Below are 18,266 nucleotides of genomic sequence, written 5' to 3'. Positions count from 1 at the left end.
GCTGAATCCCGTGCAATCGTAACCGAAAGCGCTTCCGAAAGCGCTTACGTGGCACCTCTCCCGACGGGGGTTCCCTCGATGGCAAGAGTTCTCAAGGGCCTGGCGATCATCTCGATATGCGCTTTAGGGCTGACCGCCTGTGCGAAGACCGACGAGCCCGGGGGCGCCCAGTCGCCGGGTCAGCAGACGGGGCCGGTGAAGATCGGTATCTCGCTCCCGCTCACCGGTGACTTCTCCGAGCCCGGCAAGGGCATCCAGGAGGGCTACCAGGTCTGGGCCGACATGGTGAACGCCAAGGGCGGCCTGCTGGGCAGGAAGGTCGAGCTGATCTTCCGTGACGACGCCTCCGACCCCAACCGGGTCAGCTCCGACTATGAATCCCTCATCACCCAGGACAAGGTCAACCTGGTGTTCGGGCCGTTCTCCTCGCGGCTCGTGATTCCCGCGGCGAAGGTCGCCGAGTCGTACAACATGTTGTTCGTGGAGCCGGCCGGGGCCGCCAAGGAGGTCTTCGAGCAGGGCTTCAAGCGGTTGTTCTACGCGGCGCCGGCGATCGCCGGCGACCACTACAACTATCTGGCCGAGTACATCACGAAGCTGCCGGCCGACCAGAAGCCCAAGACGGCGGCGTACGCGAGCCTGGACGACCCGTTCGCCCAGGGCACCGCGTACGGGCTGCGCGACAAGCTCGCCGCGGCCGGGATCAAGACCGTCGTCGACGAGGTCTACCCGCCGGAGACCACCGACTTCTCGCCCATCGCCGCCAAGATCGCCGCCGCGAAGCCGGACATCGTCGTGGGCGGCACGCAGTTCGAGGACTCGGTCGGCCTGGTGCGGGCGCTGCAGGAGCTCAAGGTGCAGCCGAAGCTGGCGGCGTTCTCGACGGGGCCGACGCTGCCCGAGTTCCCCGGCGCGGTGAAGGGGGCGGCCGAGCACATCCTCTCGCCGGTCGGCTGGTCGGCGACCGCCACGTTCCCCGGCAACCAGGACATGGTCAAGCGCTACAAGGAGATGTTCAAGGGCGAGGCCAACGAGGACATCGCCAACGGCTACACCGTGGGCCAGATCGTCGAGTCGGCCGTGAACGCGGTCAAGTGCGTCGACGCCACCAAGGAATGCCAGGACAAACTGGCTGACCACATCAGGCAGGGCACGTTCGACACGGTCGTGGGGCCGCTGTCGTTCGACGACGCAGGCAGGCCCGAGCAGGCGCACATGATCCAGCAGTACGTCGACGGCAAGGTCCAGATCGTCCTGCCGGAGAGCGCCAAGACCGCCGACATCGTCTACCCGAAGAAGGAATGGTGAGCCTGCTCCTGCAGGGACTGGCCCTGGGCGTGCTGACGGGCGGCCTCTACGCCCTGCTCGCCTCGGGCCTGTCGCTGTACTTCGGCGTGATGCGGGTGGTCATGGTGGCGCACCCGGCGTTCCTGTTCCTGGCCGCCTACCTGACCTACACCGTGCACACCGTGTCCGGCGCCGACCCGTTCCTGGCGCTGCCGATCACCGTGCCGTTGTTCTTCGTGCTGGGCGTGGCGGTGCAGCGGCTGCTCATCGCGCGGCTGGCGCCGGAGAACCTGGCGATGATGTCGGTGCTGCTGACGTTCGGCATCGCGCTGACGATCGAAGGGCTGCTCGGCACGTTCTACACCGGCTCGTACAAGTCGATCAGCATGGAGTACGCCACCCGGTCCCTGACGATCGCGGGCGTGCACCTGCCGTACGACAAGATCATCGCGTTCTGGGTGGCGGCGATCACCCTGGTCGTGCTGTTCGCGGTGCTGATCAAGAGCAGGTTCGGCCAGTCGCTCCGGGCCACGATCCAGCACCGGGAGGCGGCCAGGCTCGTCGGCATCCAGACCGAGCGCGTCGCCGGCTACGGATTCGGCGTGGGCCTGGCCACCGCGGCCGTGGGCGGCACCGTGCTGGCGCTGATCACACCGTTCTTCCCTGCCTCGCACTGGGTGTGGATCGGCAAGCTCATGGCCATCATCGTGGTCGGGGGATTGGGCAGCGTGGTCGGCGCGGCGCTCGCGGCCGTCCTGCTGGGCGTGGTCGAGGGGCTCGTGCTGGTCACCGTGGACGCCACCTGGGCCACGATGATGTTCTACGTCTTCCTCTTCCTGGCCCTGCTCGTGCGCCCCCAGGGGTTCTTCGGAGGCCGGCTTGCACATCGCTTCTAGAGGGCTCCCGCTGGTGGTCGCCGCGCTGGCGATCGCCTATCCGTTCCTGGTGCCCAACTACTACCTCGTGTACGCGGGAGCGCTCACGGTCATGTACGCCGCCATGGCCACGTCCTGGAACCTCCTGGGCGGCTTCACCGGCTACGTCTCGCTCGGCCACTCGGCGTTCTTCGGTCTCGGCGCGTACGGCACCGGGCTGCTCGTCGTGCGGGCCGGGGTGCCGTGGGTCGTGGCGCTGCTCGCGTCGGCGCTGCTGGTCACGGTGTTCGCGGTGGCCGTCGGCATCGCGGCGGTCCGGGTGCGCGGGGCGTCGTTCGTCATCGTGTCGATCGCGCTCGTGTCCATGATGAACCTCGTCGTGCAGGGCTGGCGCTCGCTCACCGGCGGCTCCACCGGCCTGCAGATCCCCTCACCCTTCCCCGACCTGCACCGCGGCGAGACGCACATGGTGTTCTTCTACCTGTTCCTGGCGCTGCTCGGCATCGCGCTGGCCTCCTGGTGGTACGTCTCCCGTTCCCGCTTCGGCGCGGGGCTGCGGGCGATCAGGGAGGACGAGGACAAGGCAGAGTCGCTGGGCGTGCCGACGGCGGCGTACAAGGTGACGGCGTTCGCCCTGTCCGCCCTGTTCGTGGCGCTGGCCGGCGGGCTCTACGCGATGTGGTTCGGCAGCCTCGACCCGATCTTCGTCTTCTCCATCCTGATCGGCTCGTACATGGTGCTGATGAGCCTGCTCGGCGGCGTCCGTCATCTGTTCGGGCCGCTGCTCGGCGCGCTCATCGTGGCGCCGGCCGGCGAATACTTCCTGATCGCGCTGGGCGAGACGCAGATCCACCTGACCGCGACCGGTCTTCTGCTCGTGCTGGTCGTGCTGTTCATGCCGGACGGCATTCTGGCCAGGTTCCGGAGGAGACGGGCAGGGCCCTCCATCCCGGACGAGACGGCCGAGCAGCGGCTCCAGGGGGTGGCCCCATGAGTGACACAGCGAGCTCGCTGCGTACCGAAGGGCTGAGCAAGTCGTTCGGCGGCGTGCTGGCCGTGGACGGCGCCACGGTCAAGCTGCGCGAAGGCAAGATCAACGGCCTGATCGGGCCGAACGGGTCCGGCAAGACCACGTTCTTCAACCTGATCACCGGCATGATCAGGCCGGACTCGGGCCGGGTGCTCTACCGCGACCGCGACATCACCCGCCACTCGCCGCACCGCATCGCGCACGCCGGCATCGGCCGCACCTTCCAGCTCTGCCGGATCTTTCCGCGCCTGACCGTGCTGGAGAACATGCTCGTCGCCGTCCGCCGCACCCGCCTGCGCGAGCTGCTGGCGGGGCTGCGGGACAAGCGAGAGGTCGAGCGGGCCCGGCACTGGCTGCGCCGGATGGGCATCGAGCACCTGGAGGAGGCCGAGGCCCGGGACCTGTCCTACGGCCAGCAGAAGCTCCTGGAGCTGGCCGCGGTGCTCATGGCCGAGCCGGAGCTGGTGCTGCTCGACGAGCCCGCGGGCGGCGTCAACCCGGCGCTGATCGACCGGATCGTCTCGCTCGTCCGCGACCTCAACGCCGAGGGCCGCACGTTCCTCGTCGTCGAGCACAACATGGACATGGTGATGGGCATGTGCGACCACGTCATCGTCTTCGACCGGGGCGCGCCCATCGCCGAGGGCCCGCCGTCCGCGGTGCGGAACGACCCCAAGGTGCTGGAGGCGTATCTAGGTGTCTGAGGTGGTCCTCGCTCTGGAAGAAGTCGAGGCCGGGTACGGCAGGGCCGCGCTGGTCCTGCGCGGCCTGAGCGTGACCGTCCGCGCCGGCGAGGTCGTCTGCCTCGTCGGCCCCAACGGCGCCGGCAAGTCCACCGCGCTCAAGGTCGCCAGCGGGCTGCTCACGCCCCGGTCCGGGCGCGTCGTCCTGGCCGGGCGGGACGTGACGGGGCTGTCCCCGCAGCGCCTGCTCGGGCTCGGCCTGTCGCACGTGCTGCAGGGTCACAGCGTGTTCCGCGAGATGACCGTGGCCGAGAACGTCCGGCTCGGCGGTTTCACCGTCCGCGACCAGGCCCGGCTCAACAAGCGCATCGAGGTGGTCAAGGAGTTGTTCCCGGTCGTGGCCGAGCGGTGGGGGAGCATGGCCGGACTGCTGTCCGGCGGGCAGCAGAAGCAGGTCGAGTTCGCCCGCGCGCTCATGCTGGAGCCGAAGGTGGTGCTGCTGGACGAGCCCTCTATGGGGCTCGACCCGCGCAACACCCAGGTGGTCTTCGACCAGATCGACCTCATGCGCCGGACCGGCGTCGCCGTGCTGCTGGTGGAGCAGAACGCGCGCCGGGCCCTGGAGATGGCCGACGTCGGCTGCGTGCTCGACCTCGGCCGCGTCCACATCACCGGGCCGGCCAGGGAACTGGCCGCCGACCCGCGCCTCGGCAAGCTCTACCTCGGCGGCGCGCCCGCTAATTAGCGGACGGGGCCACGTGGACGCGCTTCCTGAACACCCAATACGTCCACCCCTGGTAGACCAGGATGAACGGAAGCGTGATCAGTCCGATCCAGCTCAGCATCGTCAGCGTGTACGACCCGGACGCGGCCTCCGCCAGCGTGAGGCCGGGCAGCGGCTGCTGCCGCAGCTCCATGAACACCGCCAGCGTGGCCAGGACGATGCTCGCGGCCGTGGCCGCGAACGCCCAGCCCTCCCTGCGCCGCCAGATCAGGGCGGTCGCCGCGGCAAGCGCCGCCATGGCGGCCAGCGCCGGGAACGTGCCGAGCTTCGACAGCGCGAACACGGCCAGCGGGATCGCCGCCGCGCTCGCCGTCATGGCCGCGGCGCGGGCGCGGCGGCGTACGGGGCCGGTGGTCTTGAGCGTCAGGAAGACGGCGCCGTGCAGCGCGCACACCGCCAGCGTGAACGCTCCGCCCAGCACGGCCGCGGGCGCGCTGTCGAACAGCAGGTCGGCGAAGATCGCGCCCCACAGGAACGCCGGCAGCCCGCTGCCCACCATGATGCCCAGGTCGCACCAGAGCGTGTTGCGCACCTTGCCGCGCCACTCCAGGCCGACGCCGCGCACGATCAGGCCGACCAGGATGAGGGTGACCTGCAGGTAGAACGTGCTGAAGACGCCCGCGTACCAGGCGGGGAACGCGGCGAACATGGCGCCGACCGCCGTGATCAGCCACACCTCGTTGCCGTCCCACACCGGGCCGATGGTCTGCAGGCTCTGCCGCTGCTCGGCGGGGCTCCTGCTGACGACCGGCGCCAGCAGGCCGACGCCGAAGTCGAAGCCCTCCAGCACGAAATAGCCGGTCCAGAGGAAGGCGATGATGACGAACCAAAGATCGATCATGGTCGTGGGCCTCTCAGTACATCAGCGACGGCTCGCGCCGTTCGGCCGCGGGGACGGGCGCGGGGTCCTCGACGCCCGCGCGTACGTGCCTGGTCAGCAGCACCGCCTCGGCCACCGTGAGCGCGCCGTACAGCAGCGTGAAGATCGTCAGTGAGATCGCCACCTCGGTCAGCGTCACGCCGGGCGACACGCTTGAGGCGGTCAGGAGCTCGCCCGCGACCGTCCACGGCTGGCGGCCGATCTCGCTCAGCAGCCATCCGGCGATGATCGCGGCCAGCGGCAGCGGCAGGGCGAGCACGAACGCCCGCGACAGCCACCTCGGGAACCCGCGCTTGCGGCGGGTCAGCCAGAGGCCCAGCACCGACAGGCCCACCGTGGCCATCCCGAAGTAGATCATGACCCGGAACGACCAGAACACGACCGCCTGGTCCGGGCGGTAGTCGCCGGGGCCGAACTCCTGCTCGAAGCGGCGCTGCAGGTCCTCGGTGCCCTGGACGGTGGCGGTGGGGTCGTTGGTGGCGAGGAAGCTGAGGACGTACGGGATCTCGATGCCGGGGACCAGGCTGAACCCGGCGCCCGCGGTGTCGTGCTCCAGGCCCTCGGCGGAGGCCAGCTTCATGGGCTGCTGCTCGTACAGCAGCTTGCCCGACATGTCGCCGGTGCCCGCGACGACCGCCCCCGCGATGGCCGTCATCACCAGCGCCGCCCGTGCCGCGCTGCGCCACATGGGCGCGTTCTTCCTGATCATCCAGTAGCCGCACACGGCCAGCACGAACCCGCCCGCCACGATGAACGCCGCCCCGATCACGTGCGGCACCTGGGCCAGCGCGGTCGAGTTCGTCAGCACCGCCCACAGGTCCGTCATCCTGGCCTTGCCGTCCACGACCTCGTACCCGACCGGGTGCTTCATCCAGGCGTTCGCCGCGAGGATGAAGTACGCCGACAGGTTGGACCCGATGGCGGCCGCCCAGATGCACGCCAGGTGCACCCTCTTCGGCAGCTTGTCCCACCCGAAGATCCACAGCCCCAGGAACGTGGACTCCATGAAGAAGGCCAGCAGCGCCTCCATCGCCAGCGGCGCCCCGAAGACGTCCCCGACGAACGTGGAGTACTCACTCCAGTTCATGCCGAACTGGAACTCCTGCACGATGCCGGTCACCACGCCCATGGCGAAGTTGATCAGGAACAGCTTCCCGAAGAACTTCGTGAGCTTCAGGTACTGCTCTTTCCCCGTACGGTGCCAGGCCGTCTGCAGGCCGGCCACGAAGATCCCCAAACCGATGGTCAGGGGCACGAACAGAAAGTGGTACACGGTGGTGACCCCGAACTGCCACCGTGCCAGGTCAAGTGCGTCCATCATCCCCGCCGACTCCTGAGCTCTACAAGCTGTAGTTCATCTACCTTCAGTAGTACTACAAGCTGTAGAGCATTGCGATGCGATCTTGGTCACATCGCCCTGTGTGTGCTGGTTGCCGGGTATCGAGGATGCCGGGAGAAGGCGGGCCGGGGCGTCCCCCGTCCGGTTGATTCCGTGTACCCCGCCCGGCGGAGTCACCCGCGGCGGTGGATGCTCCACCACCAGATCGCGAGCCTGTGTCTGATCACGAACTTGTACGACCACCAGCGCAGCCACATCGGAACATCACGGTGCGGCACGTAAATCCATATGTCCGTGGCGTAGTTCGCTGCGATTTCCCGGTATTCGGGATCCTTGAGCAGCGCCCTGAGCATCTCGACCGAGACGGCATCAACTTTTCCGTTCAGCCGAGCCATATGGGAGAGCGCGGTCAGGCCTTGACCACGTGTCTCGCGGGCGTCCGAGGAGAGGGCGCGGATGGCGCGGGGCGCGACGACGTCGACATCGAGGACATTGAGCGCCAGTCCAATGACGGCTACCCCAACGTACGGCTCGCCTCGATCGAAAGCCATATCGACCTCGTCCGGCTCATCGCATCCGATGAGCCCTTCGCCTGTCCGCCAATCCACGCCCTCTCCTCACTGCCGCACCGAGAGCCGGAACCGTCAGTTCGGGAAGCTCATCCAGATGCGGCAAGATCGCCTCAAGCTTCGCCGTCAACATCTCCACGGTCTCTGCCGACACGCTCATATCAGACCATCGACCGCAGACCCGGAACGCTACGAGTTATTTCTCTGCAGGCCCTTGGCCGCAGGCGATGCCGCAAGCCTTACACCTCGCGGTCGATCAGCGCCTTCTCATGTTTGAAGCCGGCCATGGCATGTTCTTCTCCATCGACCAGTCGTTCATGGAAGAGCCGGTCCGTCGCCCACTCCCGGAAGGCGATCAGCGATGTGCCGACGTTGGGAGTGAGCGGACCGGGCGGGTGGTAGCCGACCACCCACCTGATCGAGGGAGTGCCGTCCGTGATTTCGAAGAGCGGGCCGTCCCGACCGTGAGGGGTAGTAAGCGCTCCGGGTGCGGCCCCACCTCTCGTCGAGCATGGCCGGCGGCAGGGAACTCGTATTCGGCGTTCTTGCTGCTGGTGAGATTCCTGAACCAGTGGACCATGCGAAGGGCATTTCCCCTTCGAGTTGCAGAGCACGTGCTCCGTCTTCATCCACTCGCCTTTGCCGTAATCGGCAATAAGGCGTGGTCTATCGCCCCCCCTTCATCTGGATTTTTCACGGCAGCTGATCGCCCTCCTTCACGAGAAGATCAACGACTGGCGACGCCACGGGGCAGGGCTCTAGATCATTTCGATTGGACCTCTTAGAGTGGCGGAATGAAAGTGGCGGGCAGTGCTGTGATCCCTGCTAAGAGAGATCGAGTGTGGACGGCGCTCCAGGACCCGGCGGTTCTGGTGCGGACCATCCCCGGCTGCGAGCGGCTGGAGGCGGTGGGAGCGGACACCTACAAGATGACGGTCAACGCGGGGGTCGCGTCCATCAAGGGTGTCTATCAGGGGGAGGTCGCGTTGACCGATCCGCTCGCGCCCGAGAGTTTCACGCTCAAGGCGCGTGGGCAGGGCGCGCCGGGAACGGTTGACGCGAGCGTCCAGATACGGCTGAGCGAGATCGACGGCGGGACCAGAGTCGACTACGACGCCGACGCGGTGATCGGCGGGATGATCGGCGGGGTCGGTCAGCGCATGCTCGGCTCGGTGGCCAAACGGACGGCAGGTGAGTTCTTCACCGCCATCGGGGACTACCTGCACACCCCAGATGCCGCTTCGATGCCGGCCGCTCCTGTCGCCCCGACGTCTCCGGCCCAGGGTGTGACCGCTGTGCCGGCGACCCCTGCTTCCGGGGCGCCGGCGGGGGAGGACCTCGGCTCGCCGGCCAAGGCCGGTGGGGCTGGTGCCGTCTACGAGCGGCCCGCCAAACCGCACACCGAGACGCGGCCGTGGGTGATGCTGGCGTCGTTCGGCATGGGAGCGGGCGTCGCGCTCACAGGCGTCGCCGTGGGCTGGCTCTTCGGCCGAACCTCCCGGCGCCATCGGTCCTGACGTCGGCCGGTGCGGCGATCAGGGCTCTCGCGGAAAAGGATCTACCGGCGTAACGTGGCGTTATGCGGCAGGCACATGCGGAAGACGCACGAACCGAAGCCAGGAGAATCGTACGCAACCTACTGGGCGAGGAGCGTCCGACCGCCGACATCCTGATCGCGGACGTACGCCCCGTGCTCGGTGACGACCGAACCGACCGCACACTGGAGCTGGCGCTGGGCGCGTCGCTCACCAGGCGGTCGGCTGAGCTGGCCGCCATCGCCGCGCTGCTGGTCGGCACCCGCGAGCTGGGCGCCGACTGGTGGACGCGGTCCAGGGGCGGCAAGCTGCCCGCGCCCGACGAGGTGGTGCGCACGGCCGTCGCGATCGAGCCGTGGACCGATCTGACCGCGCTGGAGATGCTCGCCGCGTGGGTCTCCGACGACGCCGCCGACCAGCTGTGGGGCAAGCCCGCCGCCCAGGTCGATCTCAACTCCTGGCAGGCCGAGGACCGGTTCGAGCTGCCGCCGGGGGTGAAGCCGGGGCAGCGGATCGTGGTCCACTTCGACGCAGGCGGGCGGCTCGACGCGGTCGTCACCAGGCGGCCCGACGAGGATCTGGGCTCCAACCTCGACTTCCACTCCCTGCGCTACTCCCGGCCCGCCGAGGCGCAGTGGAGCTGGGGCGTGGCGGCCGGGCTCGGCCCGCACCGGCTGCCGGGGGAGCACCCCGACCCTTATGCCCGCGAGGTGCCCGCCGGCGCCGTGGGCATCCTGCGGGCCTGGGCCATCCGTCACGGCGCCACCCGCGAGCAGCTCGGCGAGCGCTGGGAGACGGTCGGCGACGTGGTGGCCGCCATCGAGCGGGTGGACTGGATGTGGCGCAGCGGCGAGTGGTTCGGGTGGTGGCGCGGTGCGTCGGCGCTGGTGGACGACTCGGCGTACCTGCCGTACCGGCTGGAGGAACTCGCCGCGGGCTGAGGAATCCCCGGCGGCGGCCCGGGGTTGTGGTGGGGCATGAAGGTTGAGATTTTCTCCGACGTCGCGTGCCCTTGGTGCTACATCGGGCATGTCAGGTTTGTCAGGGCCGCCGAGCGGTTCCGGGCCAAGGGCGGCACCATCGACGTGACGATGCGGCCGTACCAGCTCAATCCCGACGCTCCGGCGGAGGCTGAGCCGCTGATCTCGTATCTGGAGGACAAGTTCGGGCCGAACGCCCGGCAGATGGTCCAGCGGGTCACCGGCATCGCCGCTGCCGACGGCCTGGACATGGACCAGGACAAGGCCGTGAGCGCCAACACGTTCGAGGCGCACCGCCTCATCGAAGTGGCCACCCGTCAGGGGCTCGGCGGCGAGATGGCCGAGCGGCTGTTCCGCGCGTACTTCAGCGAGGGGCTGAACGTCGCCGACCCCGAGGTCCTGGCCAAGCTGGCGGCCGAGACCGGGGTGCGGGACTCGGGCGAGGGCGCCGAGCAGGTGCGCGAGCAGCTCGGCAGGGCGCGGGCGCTGGGGATCACCGGGGTCCCGCTGTTCCTGTTCGAGGAGAAGTACGCGGTGTCGGGCGCGCAGCCGGAGGAGGCGTTCGCGGCCGCGATCGACGAGGTGGCCGAACGCACCGGGCAGAAACCGATCACGCAGCTCGCGGCCCCGGCGGAGGGGTGCGACGACGACGGCTACTGCGCCGTCTGAGCCGCCGGCCGTCCGCGCGATGCGAGAATCGTGGTGTGTCGAGACCTCGTCGCCTTGGTTACCTGCTCAAGCACGCCAACCTGCGCCTGGCGGAGCTGACGGGTCCGGCGCTGGAGCCGCACGGCATCGACGGGCGCGAGTTCGCCGTGCTGTCGGCGCTCGGCGGGCCGGAGCCGCTGTCGCAGCTGGAGGTGGCCCAGCGGCTGCGGGTCGACCGGACGACGATGGTCGGCCTGGTGGACGGGCTCGAGCGGAAGAAGCTGGTGGGTCGCCGGCCGGACCCCGGCGACCGGCGAAAGAACCTCGTGGAGCTGACCGAGCACGGCCGCGAAACCCTGGACGGGGCCACGCGGGCCGTGGACGGGGCGGAAGAGGCGTTCCTGGCCGGGCTGCCGGAAGACGAGGCGCGGCTGCTCAGGGACCTGCTGGACCGCCTGGTGCCCTGAGCCCGCGCCGCGATTCAGGGCGCCGAGCCTTCGCCGAGCCGGCCGGAGCGGTGATGGCGGCGGCAGAGCACCTGGTAGCGGACGGGCGAGGCGGCGGTGTCGCCGATCACCACCTGCTCGCCGGTCCGCACCATCACCCCGCCCACCACCCTGGCGTTCAGCTGCCCGGGCCGCCCGCACCAGCACAGCACCTCGACCTGCAGCCGGCACACCTCGTCGGCCAGCTCGAACAGCCGCTGCGCGGCCGGGAACATCACGGATCGGAAGTCGGAGGCCAGACCGAACGCGTACACGTCCACGCCGTGCTCGTCCACCAGGTCGGCGAGCTGCTCGATCTGCTCGACCGTGTAGAAGCACGCCTCGTCGCAGATCAGGTAGTCGATACGGTCGTGCGCGGTGACCAGCCGTACGAGATCGAGGGAGTCCTCCACCTCGACGGCCTCCAGCCCGAGCCCGATCCGGCTGGTGACCTTGGGTCCGCCCGAGCGGTCGTGCTTGGTCAGCACCAGGCCCCGCCGGCCCTGCCGTCCGTGGTTGTAGTTCAGCTGGAGCGCGAGGGTGGACTTCCCGCAGTCCATGGGGCCGAAGTAGAACTTCAGTACGGCATCCCTGGCACCAGAGGGCACGGCAGACAAGGCAGACGATTCAGTCACGGGCCGCCAGCTTAGTGGCTTGGCTTGTTCTATGACCTCGTGGGACATTTTCCCCCTGAGGTTTCAGGAGGAACTGTGGTAACCGATAAACCACCGGCGTCGCTTGACGCGATGATGAAGCAGGATGACCTCACGGCGGCCCAGGCCGACGCCACCCGATGGCGTTACGGCTTCTTCGTCGTGGTGGTGGGCATCGTCGCGATCCTGATCGCCTTCGGCGCCGCCGTGTTCGCCACTGGGGAATTCGCCGCGCTTTTCGCTGGCGTGGCGGGGGTGATCGGTACCATCATCGGAGCATATTTCGGGGTGCAGGCCGGGCAGTCGGGGAAGGCGAGGGTGGAGGCCGAGCTGGCCAGGTCCCAGGAGATGGTGGTGCGCCTGGCGGCCTACGTCGGCACCCAGAACGCCCCCCGAGTCATCGACGAAGTGCTCGGCCGACGCCGAAGCTGAGGAGCCATGCGTAGCGTCCGTATCGGAGTGGACACCGGAGGCACGTTCACCGACGTGGTAGCGGTGGACGAGCAGACCGGTGAGATCCTCACCACCAAGACCCCCTCGACCCCCGCGAACCCGGCGGACGGCTTCCTCGCGGGCATCGCGAAGCTGGGTGAGCTCGACGTCGGCGGGATCGTGCACGGCACCACGGTGGCCACGAACCAGCTGCTCGAGGACCGGCTCGGGAGCCTCGGGTTCATCACGACCGAGGGTTTCGAGTTCATCCTGGAGATCGCCAGGCAGAGCGTGCCCGACGGTTACGGCAACTCCTACTTCTGGGTCAAGCCGCCCAGGATCGTTCCCGTGCACCGGGTGAAGACCGTCGGGGGGCGGCTGGACCACCTGGGCAACGAGGTGTGGCCGTTCTCGGAGGAGCAGGCCGCCGAGGTGGCCCGCTGGTTCCGCGCCAAGGGCATCACCGCGATCGGCGTGTGCTTCCTGCACTCGTACGCCAACCCCGAGCACGAACGGCGCATGCGCGAGGTGCTGTGGCGCGAGCACCCGGATGCGGTGATCTCGCTGTCGAGCGACGTGCTGCGCGAATACCGCGAGTACGAACGCTCGGTCACCACCCTCGTCGACGCCGCCGTCAAGCCGGCCATGCGCGGCTATCTCGCGAACCTGTCCACCCGCCTGGGCCGCCCGTTCTCGGTCATGAAGTCCAACGGCGGCATCCTGTCGGCCCGCGAGGTCGTCAACCAGCCGATCACCACCGTCCTGTCAGGACCGGCGGCCGGTGCGCTCGGCGCGGCGCTCATCGCCTCCACTGCCGGGCACAAGTCGGTGATCACGCTGGACGGCGGCGGCACCTCGACCGACGTGGCCGTGGTGATCGACGGCGAGCCGTCCATCACCACCGAGGGCTCGGTCGGCCGCTACCCGTGCAAGATCCCGATGATCGACATCATCACCGTCGGCGCGGGCGGCGGCTCGATCGCCTGGATCTCGCCGGAGGGCACGCTCAAGGTCGGCCCCAAGTCGGCCGGCGCCGACCCCGGCCCGCTCTGCTACGGCAAGGGCGGGACGGAGGTGACGGTCACCGACGCGCACGTGTTCCTCGGCCGGATCCCGCCGCACCTGCTCGGCGGGGAGATCCCGCTGGACGCCGACGCCGCCCGCAGCGGCATCGAGGCGCTGGCCGACAAGCTCGGCCTCACCCCCGAGCGCACCGCGACCGGCATCCTGGAGATCAGCGCGTTCAACCAGAGCAATGCGATCCGGCAGCTCACCGTCAAGCGCGGACTGGACGTGCGGGACTTCCCGCTGGTGACGTTCGGCGGGTCCGGGCCGCTGCTGGCGTGCCGGCTGATCGACATCCTCGGTCTGCCGTCCGTCGTCATCCCGCGCGACCCCGGGAACGTTTCAGCGTTCGGTCTGCTCACGGTGGACGTCAAGAACGACTACGTCCGCACGTACGTCACCCGCGACCTGTCCCTCGGCAAGGCCGTCGAGATCTTCCACGACCTGGAGCATCAGGCGGGGGAGGCGCTGGACCGCGAGGGCTTCGACGACCCGGTGTACGTCCGCAGCGCCGACCTGCGCTACTACGGCCAGGGCTACGAGGTGCGCGTCCCGGCCCCGGTCGGCGAGATCGACGCCGACTGGCAGGCCGAGGTGGTCGACCGTTTCCACGAGGCGCACGAGAAGCTGTACGGGTACGCCTACCGCGACGACCCCCGCCACGGTGTCGAATGGGTGAACCTGCGCGTCTCCGGCATCGGCCCCATCACCCGCCCGGCCCTTCGCCCTCTGGACAAGCCCGGCGACGGAGCCACCTCCGTCCGGCCCGTGCACTTCGACGAGACCCGCGACACCCCGATCCACCAGCGGGCCGCGCTCGGCGCCGGCGCCACGGTCAGGGGCCCGGCGGTCATCGAGGAGTACGGCTCGACGATCCCCATCCATCCCGGCTTCACCGCCACCGTGGACGAGTACGGAAACGTGGAGGTCAAGGCGGAGCCGGTGAGCGACCAATGAGCGGGGAGCGAACCCGACGCAGTGAGAGGAGTGGAGACCCGACGGAGGAGGGGCTCCGCGGAGCGAATGAGGAACTGGTGAGCGACCAATGAGCACGACTGATCCCATCCTCATCGAGATCGTCGAAGGCACCCTGGCCTCGGTCGAGAAGGAGGTCGAGACCGCGATCGCGCGCACGGCCCGCTCGCCGATGATCCGCGACGCGCACGACTTCCGCGCCGGCATCCACGACGCCCGCCTGCGCAAGCTGACCGGCCGCTCCTACAGCGCGCTCGTCCAGCCGATCGTGCGCGACTTCCCGATCGAGACGATGAAACCGGGCGACGTCTACTTCCACAACGACGTCTACCTCTCCGAGGGCGGCATCGGCCACCTGCCGGACCTGTGCGTGACCGTGCCGGTGTTCCACGAGGGTTCCGTCGTCGCCTTCGTGCAGGCGTTCGGCCACCACGACGACATCGGCGGCGCCGTGCCCGGCTCCATGCCCTCGCACGCCCGCTCGGTGTACGAGGAAGGCCTGATGGTCCCGCCGATCAAGCTGTGGGACGAGGGCGTGCCGAACGAGACCGCGCTGCGCATCATGACCCGCAACTCGCGCATGCCCGACTCGCTGGCCGGGGACCTGGACGCGGAGTGCTCGGCCTGCCTGATGGGGGCGCGGCGGCTGGGCGAGCTGTTCGAGCGGTACGGCAAACAGGCCGTCGAGGAATGCTTCGACGCGATCATCTCCAAGACCACGGAGACGTTCCGCAAGGAGCTGCTGGCGAAGATCCCCGAGGGGACGTACACGTGGGAGGACTACGCCGAGCACGACGGCGTGGACGAACCCCGCCTGCACACCCAGCGCATCACGCTCACCGTCGACCACGCGGCCGAGTCGCCTTTGACGATCGACTTCACCGGAACCTCGCCGCAGGCCAAGGGCCCGATCAACCACGCGGGCGACTACGCCGACGGGGTGTTCCTGAAGAAGTGGCTCGCCCCGGTGCTGCGCAACCTGGCCGACACGCCGGAGCGGATGGCGGAGCTGGACGTCAACGAGGGCGTCGTGCCTCTCATCAAGATGATCTTCCCGGAGAAGGGCACGCTGCTCACGCCGATCTTCCCGGCGCCCACGAACGCCCGCACGTTCGTCATCCTGCGCCTGCTCGGCGTGCTCGCCGGCGTCCTGGCCAAGGCCACCGGCGGCCGGATGCCCGCCGACCAGGAGACGATCCGCTACACCGGCGTGTACGGCACGGACGCCGACGGGCAGCCGTACCTCATGCGGGAGGTCCTGGGCGGTGGCTCCGGCGGGCGCTGGTACGCCGACGGCGAGGACACCATCCACGTGGTGCCCGACTCGCGCAACATCCCGGTCGAGTTCGCCGAGAGCCGCTGGCCGTTCCGCGTGGAGCGGCTCGCGCTGGCCTGCGACTCGGGCGGGCCCGGCATGTTCCGGGGCGGTCTGGGTTACGACAAGCACATCAGGATGCTCCGGGACGCCTCGTACATGTCCATCGCCGACCGCTCGATCCTGTCCTGCTGGGGCGTCAACGGCGGGCTGGCCGGGCGGCCGTTCCGGGTGGAGATCGCCGGCAAGGAGATGGAGGGCCTGGTGGACGACCACCTGGTCCAGGCCGGCGAGGTCATCCGCATCCGCACCACCGGGGGAGGCGGCTGGGGCTCCCCGTACGACCGGGATCCGCGGGCGGTGGCGGCCGACGTGCGCGACGGGAAGGTGTCGATCGCGGGCGCCCTCGGGGACTACGGGGTCGTCCTGGACGGGGACCGCATCGACGAGCAGGGCACGGCCGAGCTCCGCGCCACCCTGCGGCCTCCGGCGAACCGCTTCTTCGACCGGGGACCGGGATTCGCGAAGCTTTCGGGCGGACGGGCGACGGCTGAGGTGGACGAATTGTGAGGAGTTAATCACTCTTCGTGAGGACTAGCATGATCTCCCGTGAACCCCCCGTTTTCTGCTTACGTCGATGAGTCCATGCTGCTCGGGCGCGGTGTGTATCTGATGGCGGCGGTGCTGGTTGCTCACACCAGGCCGACCGCTATCGCGCCGAGCTTCGCGCACTGCTGCTGCGAGGTCAGTTGCGGTTGCACTGGCGTGACGAGAACGACAAGCGCCGCGCACAGCTCATCGAGGCTGTGGCGGCTCTGCGGCCGCTTGGCATCATCGTCGCCGGAACCGGCCTTGACCCGAAGCGTCAGGAGCGAGCACGTCGGAAGTGCATGGAATGCCTTCTGTGGGAGCTGGGCAATCACCATGTGGACGATGTGGTCTTCGAGCGCCGTCACAGCGAACTCGATCGACGGGATCACGAAATGGTCGTCATCCTCAAAGGTCGCCATGCGATACCGCCCAGGCTACGGCTGTCGTGGCGCCACCCCGAGGTGGAACCCCTGCTGTGGCTGCCGGACATCATGGCGGGCGCGAAGTCGCTTGCCGAGCGTGGTGATGAGAGATTCTGGAGCCAGATAAACGCCGACTTGCCGGTGCGCCACATCGACGCTCGCTGAAAAGCGCGAAGCCCGGGCTTCCGTCGTCCGGCGGTCCACCCGGGCCCACTTCCATCCCCCCGCAGGAGGGCGGCGATGCCCTTACTGTACCCGACCGCGCACGGAAAGTCACCTGACAAGCGCGAGCCCGGGCTCCTGTCAATTCCGGCAGTACACCCGGGCTCACCTCCAATCCTCCCCGTAGGAAGGCGGCGTGCTGCGACTCTAGCGCCTACGCCTGGTCGGAGCTCGCGAATTGAGCGGCCGAGATCCGGCTGCCATGATGGTCTCCATTTCCGCTGGAAAGGGAGACGATCGTGGGTGTCGCTCTGGCCGGGCTCGCCACCGGCCATCCCTGCACCGACGCCCGCACGCCAAGGTCGCGGGCAGCCTGGGCGAGGCGCCGGCCGCCGGGCCGGACGGCGTGGTGCTGACCGTGCCCAACCCGCAGGCGCCCGTGATCGCCGACGTCGATCCCGTGGACCTGCACCTGTCCCCGCCGGCCGCGCTGACCGCCAGGACGGCCGCGATCACGCCCGTGCACCTCGCGGGCGGCCCCGCCGCCACGCACCTGGCCGAGGCCCTGGCCAAGGTGCCGGCGCACGGTCACGGGCCGAGGCCGGCTATCCCTTGTCGAAGCTCGCGAAATAGGTGGCCGCCATGTCCTCGTCGCCGTGCCCCAGGGACTCCGCCCGCCGGAACCGCTCCCCGGCCGCCGCCGCCACGTCCAGCCTGACCCCGGCCGACTCGCCCGCCTGCGTGATCAGCCGGGTGTCCTTCTCCGCGTTGGAGACCGTGAAGCTGGGTGTGAAGTCCCCCTCCATGATCGCCTTGGCCTTGCCCTGGAAGTAGACGTTGTCCAGCGGCCCGCCGCTGATCACCTGGCGGACCAGGTCGGGGTCCAGGCCGAGGCCCTTGGCCAGGGCGAGGGCCTCGGCCACGACGGCGGTGAGCGAGATGGCGTAGCTCACGGCGGCCAGCTTCAGCTTGGAGGCCGTGCCGTCCGCCCCGTCCTCGCCGAGCCAGAGCGTACGCTGCCCGACCGCGTCGAACACCGGCTCCAGCGCGGGCCTCGCCGCCTGCGGACCGGCCGCGAGGACGACCAGCTTGCCCTGCTCGGCCGGTTGCCGGGTGCCCTGCACCGGCGCGTCCACGAACGTCAGCCCGTGCTCGGCCGCCAGCGCCGCCAGCCCTTCGACGGCCGCCACGCCGACCGTGCTCATCTGCGCCCACACGTGCCCAGGCCTGAGCCCGGGGACGGCGGCGGACATCGCCGCGCGCACCGCGTCGCCGTCGCTCAGCATCGTGACGATCACGTCCGCGCCCTCGACCGCCTCGGCCGGCGAGTCCGCGACCACCGCGCCGTCGGCCTCCAGAGGCCGCGCCTTCTCCTTGGTACGGTTCCACACCCTGACCCGCAGGCCCGCCTTGGCCATGTTGCGGGCCATGGGAGCGCCCATGATCCCGGTTCCGAGGACTGCTACAGAAGTCATGGGGTCACCCTACGAGCAGCCACCGGCCCAGCCTGGGACCAGGGGCGGGTAAGCCGACTGGAACAGGCTCTTAACAGCAGG

21 protein-coding genes are annotated in these 18,266 nt (G+C 69.2%); 13 read left to right on the top strand and 8 right to left on the bottom strand.

Annotated elements, in window-relative coordinates; genetic code table 11:
* Nucleotides 1-78 precede the first annotated feature (78 nt).
* The 5 genes from ACIBX3_RS07020 to ACIBX3_RS07000 are packed head-to-tail and all read left to right on the top strand — an operon-like array spanning nucleotide 79 to nucleotide 4,620.
* On the top strand, nucleotides 79-1,308 hold the full coding sequence (locus tag ACIBX3_RS07020; RefSeq protein WP_397113996.1) for an amino acid ABC transporter substrate-binding protein: 1,230 nt from the start codon (nucleotides 79-81) through the stop codon (nucleotides 1,306-1,308).
* A complete protein-coding gene (locus ACIBX3_RS07015) occupies nucleotides 1,305-2,183 on the top strand; it encodes a branched-chain amino acid ABC transporter permease (protein ID WP_397113994.1) in 879 nt (292 codons plus the stop codon). The genes ACIBX3_RS07020 and ACIBX3_RS07015 overlap by 4 nt, the downstream gene beginning before the upstream one ends.
* Nucleotides 2,167-3,156 (top strand): branched-chain amino acid ABC transporter permease, encoded by a 990-nt coding sequence (locus tag ACIBX3_RS07010; protein ID WP_397113992.1) that lies wholly within the window; start codon nucleotides 2,167-2,169, stop codon nucleotides 3,154-3,156. The genes ACIBX3_RS07015 and ACIBX3_RS07010 overlap by 17 nt, the downstream gene beginning before the upstream one ends.
* Nucleotides 3,153-3,896, top strand: coding sequence for an ABC transporter ATP-binding protein (locus ACIBX3_RS07005; RefSeq protein WP_397113990.1), 744 nt, complete (start codon nucleotides 3,153-3,155; stop codon nucleotides 3,894-3,896). Before ACIBX3_RS07010 ends, ACIBX3_RS07005 begins: the two co-directional genes overlap by 4 nt.
* The gene (locus ACIBX3_RS07000) at nucleotides 3,889-4,620 is read left to right on the top strand and encodes an ABC transporter ATP-binding protein (protein ID WP_397113988.1); all 732 of its coding nucleotides are present in this window, start codon (nucleotides 3,889-3,891) and stop codon (nucleotides 4,618-4,620) included. The genes ACIBX3_RS07005 and ACIBX3_RS07000 overlap by 8 nt, the downstream gene beginning before the upstream one ends.
* On the opposite strand, the gene cydB is transcribed toward ACIBX3_RS07000, so the two are convergent.
* The 4 genes from cydB to ACIBX3_RS06980 form a co-directional block, all read right to left on the bottom strand.
* Nucleotides 4,613-5,500, bottom strand: a complete 888-nt coding sequence (gene cydB, locus ACIBX3_RS06995) for a cytochrome d ubiquinol oxidase subunit II (protein WP_397113986.1) — start codon at nucleotides 5,498-5,500, stop codon at nucleotides 4,613-4,615. The two genes, ACIBX3_RS07000 and cydB, sit on opposite strands and share 8 nt — an antisense overlap.
* 13 nt (nucleotides 5,501-5,513) lie before the next feature.
* Nucleotides 5,514-6,857: a cytochrome ubiquinol oxidase subunit I gene (locus ACIBX3_RS06990; protein WP_397114985.1), complete on the bottom strand. Its 1,344-nt coding sequence runs from the start codon at nucleotides 6,855-6,857 to the stop codon at nucleotides 5,514-5,516.
* 194 nt (nucleotides 6,858-7,051) lie between these two features.
* Nucleotides 7,052-7,486 (bottom strand): hypothetical protein, encoded by a 435-nt coding sequence (locus tag ACIBX3_RS06985; protein ID WP_397113984.1) that lies wholly within the window; start codon nucleotides 7,484-7,486, stop codon nucleotides 7,052-7,054.
* A gap of 200 nt (nucleotides 7,487-7,686) precedes the next feature.
* Complete coding sequence (locus ACIBX3_RS06980) at nucleotides 7,687-7,857, bottom strand: hypothetical protein (RefSeq protein ID WP_397113982.1); 171 nt, start codon at nucleotides 7,855-7,857, stop codon at nucleotides 7,687-7,689.
* A gap of 429 nt (nucleotides 7,858-8,286) precedes the next feature.
* Here ACIBX3_RS06980 and ACIBX3_RS06975 point away from each other — a divergent pair, with 429 nt between their 5' ends.
* From ACIBX3_RS06975 to ACIBX3_RS06960, 4 genes are all read left to right on the top strand, one after another.
* Nucleotides 8,287-8,964 (top strand): carbon monoxide dehydrogenase subunit G, encoded by a 678-nt coding sequence (locus ACIBX3_RS06975; protein ID WP_397113981.1) that lies wholly within the window; start codon nucleotides 8,287-8,289, stop codon nucleotides 8,962-8,964.
* Between the two features lie 62 nt (nucleotides 8,965-9,026).
* The gene (locus ACIBX3_RS06970) at nucleotides 9,027-9,923 is read left to right on the top strand and encodes a hypothetical protein (RefSeq protein ID WP_397113980.1); all 897 of its coding nucleotides are present in this window, start codon (nucleotides 9,027-9,029) and stop codon (nucleotides 9,921-9,923) included.
* 36 nt (nucleotides 9,924-9,959) lie between these two features.
* The gene (locus ACIBX3_RS06965; RefSeq protein ID WP_397113978.1) at nucleotides 9,960-10,631 is read left to right on the top strand and encodes a DsbA family protein; all 672 of its coding nucleotides are present in this window, start codon (nucleotides 9,960-9,962) and stop codon (nucleotides 10,629-10,631) included.
* A gap of 35 nt (nucleotides 10,632-10,666) precedes the next feature.
* Nucleotides 10,667-11,077 (top strand): MarR family winged helix-turn-helix transcriptional regulator, encoded by a 411-nt coding sequence (locus ACIBX3_RS06960; protein ID WP_397113976.1) that lies wholly within the window; start codon nucleotides 10,667-10,669, stop codon nucleotides 11,075-11,077.
* A 14-nt stretch (nucleotides 11,078-11,091) separates the two neighbouring features.
* Here the strand turns inward: ACIBX3_RS06960 and ACIBX3_RS06955 are convergent, their stop codons facing one another.
* A complete protein-coding gene (locus tag ACIBX3_RS06955) occupies nucleotides 11,092-11,730 on the bottom strand; it encodes a thymidine kinase (RefSeq protein WP_397113974.1) in 639 nt (212 codons plus the stop codon).
* Nucleotides 11,731-11,754: 24 nt separating this feature from the next.
* On the opposite strand from ACIBX3_RS06955, the gene ACIBX3_RS06950 reads away from it, so the two are divergent.
* The 3 genes from ACIBX3_RS06950 to ACIBX3_RS06940 all read left to right on the top strand — a co-directional run bounded on the left by ACIBX3_RS06950 (nucleotide 11,755) and on the right by ACIBX3_RS06940 (nucleotide 16,105).
* The gene (locus ACIBX3_RS06950) at nucleotides 11,755-12,180 is read left to right on the top strand and encodes a hypothetical protein (protein WP_397113972.1); all 426 of its coding nucleotides are present in this window, start codon (nucleotides 11,755-11,757) and stop codon (nucleotides 12,178-12,180) included.
* 6 nt (nucleotides 12,181-12,186) lie between these two features.
* Nucleotides 12,187-14,202: a hydantoinase/oxoprolinase family protein gene (locus ACIBX3_RS06945; RefSeq protein ID WP_397113971.1), complete on the top strand. Its 2,016-nt coding sequence runs from the start codon at nucleotides 12,187-12,189 to the stop codon at nucleotides 14,200-14,202.
* An 88-nt stretch (nucleotides 14,203-14,290) separates the two neighbouring features.
* Nucleotides 14,291-16,105, top strand: a complete 1,815-nt coding sequence (locus tag ACIBX3_RS06940; RefSeq protein ID WP_397113969.1) for a hydantoinase B/oxoprolinase family protein — start codon at nucleotides 14,291-14,293, stop codon at nucleotides 16,103-16,105.
* Nucleotides 16,106-16,227: 122 nt separating this feature from the next.
* Here the strand turns inward: ACIBX3_RS06940 and ACIBX3_RS06935 are convergent, their stop codons facing one another.
* A complete protein-coding gene (locus ACIBX3_RS06935; RefSeq protein WP_397113967.1) occupies nucleotides 16,228-16,545 on the bottom strand; it encodes a hypothetical protein in 318 nt (105 codons plus the stop codon).
* A 42-nt stretch (nucleotides 16,546-16,587) separates the two neighbouring features.
* Between ACIBX3_RS06935 and ACIBX3_RS06930 the strand changes: the two genes are divergently transcribed.
* Nucleotides 16,588-16,713 (top strand): hypothetical protein, encoded by a 126-nt coding sequence (locus ACIBX3_RS06930; protein WP_397113965.1) that lies wholly within the window; start codon nucleotides 16,588-16,590, stop codon nucleotides 16,711-16,713.
* Between the two features lie 211 nt (nucleotides 16,714-16,924).
* Here ACIBX3_RS06930 and ACIBX3_RS06925 read toward each other — a convergent pair whose 3' ends face one another.
* Both ACIBX3_RS06925 and ACIBX3_RS06920 read right to left on the bottom strand, forming a co-directional pair.
* On the bottom strand, nucleotides 16,925-17,302 hold the full coding sequence (locus ACIBX3_RS06925) for a hypothetical protein (RefSeq protein WP_397113963.1): 378 nt from the start codon (nucleotides 17,300-17,302) through the stop codon (nucleotides 16,925-16,927).
* Between the two features lie 13 nt (nucleotides 17,303-17,315).
* A complete protein-coding gene (locus tag ACIBX3_RS06920; RefSeq protein ID WP_397113961.1) occupies nucleotides 17,316-18,185 on the bottom strand; it encodes an NAD(P)-dependent oxidoreductase in 870 nt (289 codons plus the stop codon).
* Nucleotides 18,186-18,266: the final 81 nt, after the last annotated feature.

The sequence above is a fragment of the Nonomuraea sp. NPDC049480 genome (assembly GCF_044465905.1).
In the GTDB taxonomy this organism is placed as follows: Bacteria; Actinomycetota; Actinomycetes; order Streptosporangiales; family Streptosporangiaceae; genus Nonomuraea.
The sequence above is the reverse complement of the archived record's forward strand: the minus strand, read 5'-3'. Positions and strand labels throughout refer to the sequence as shown.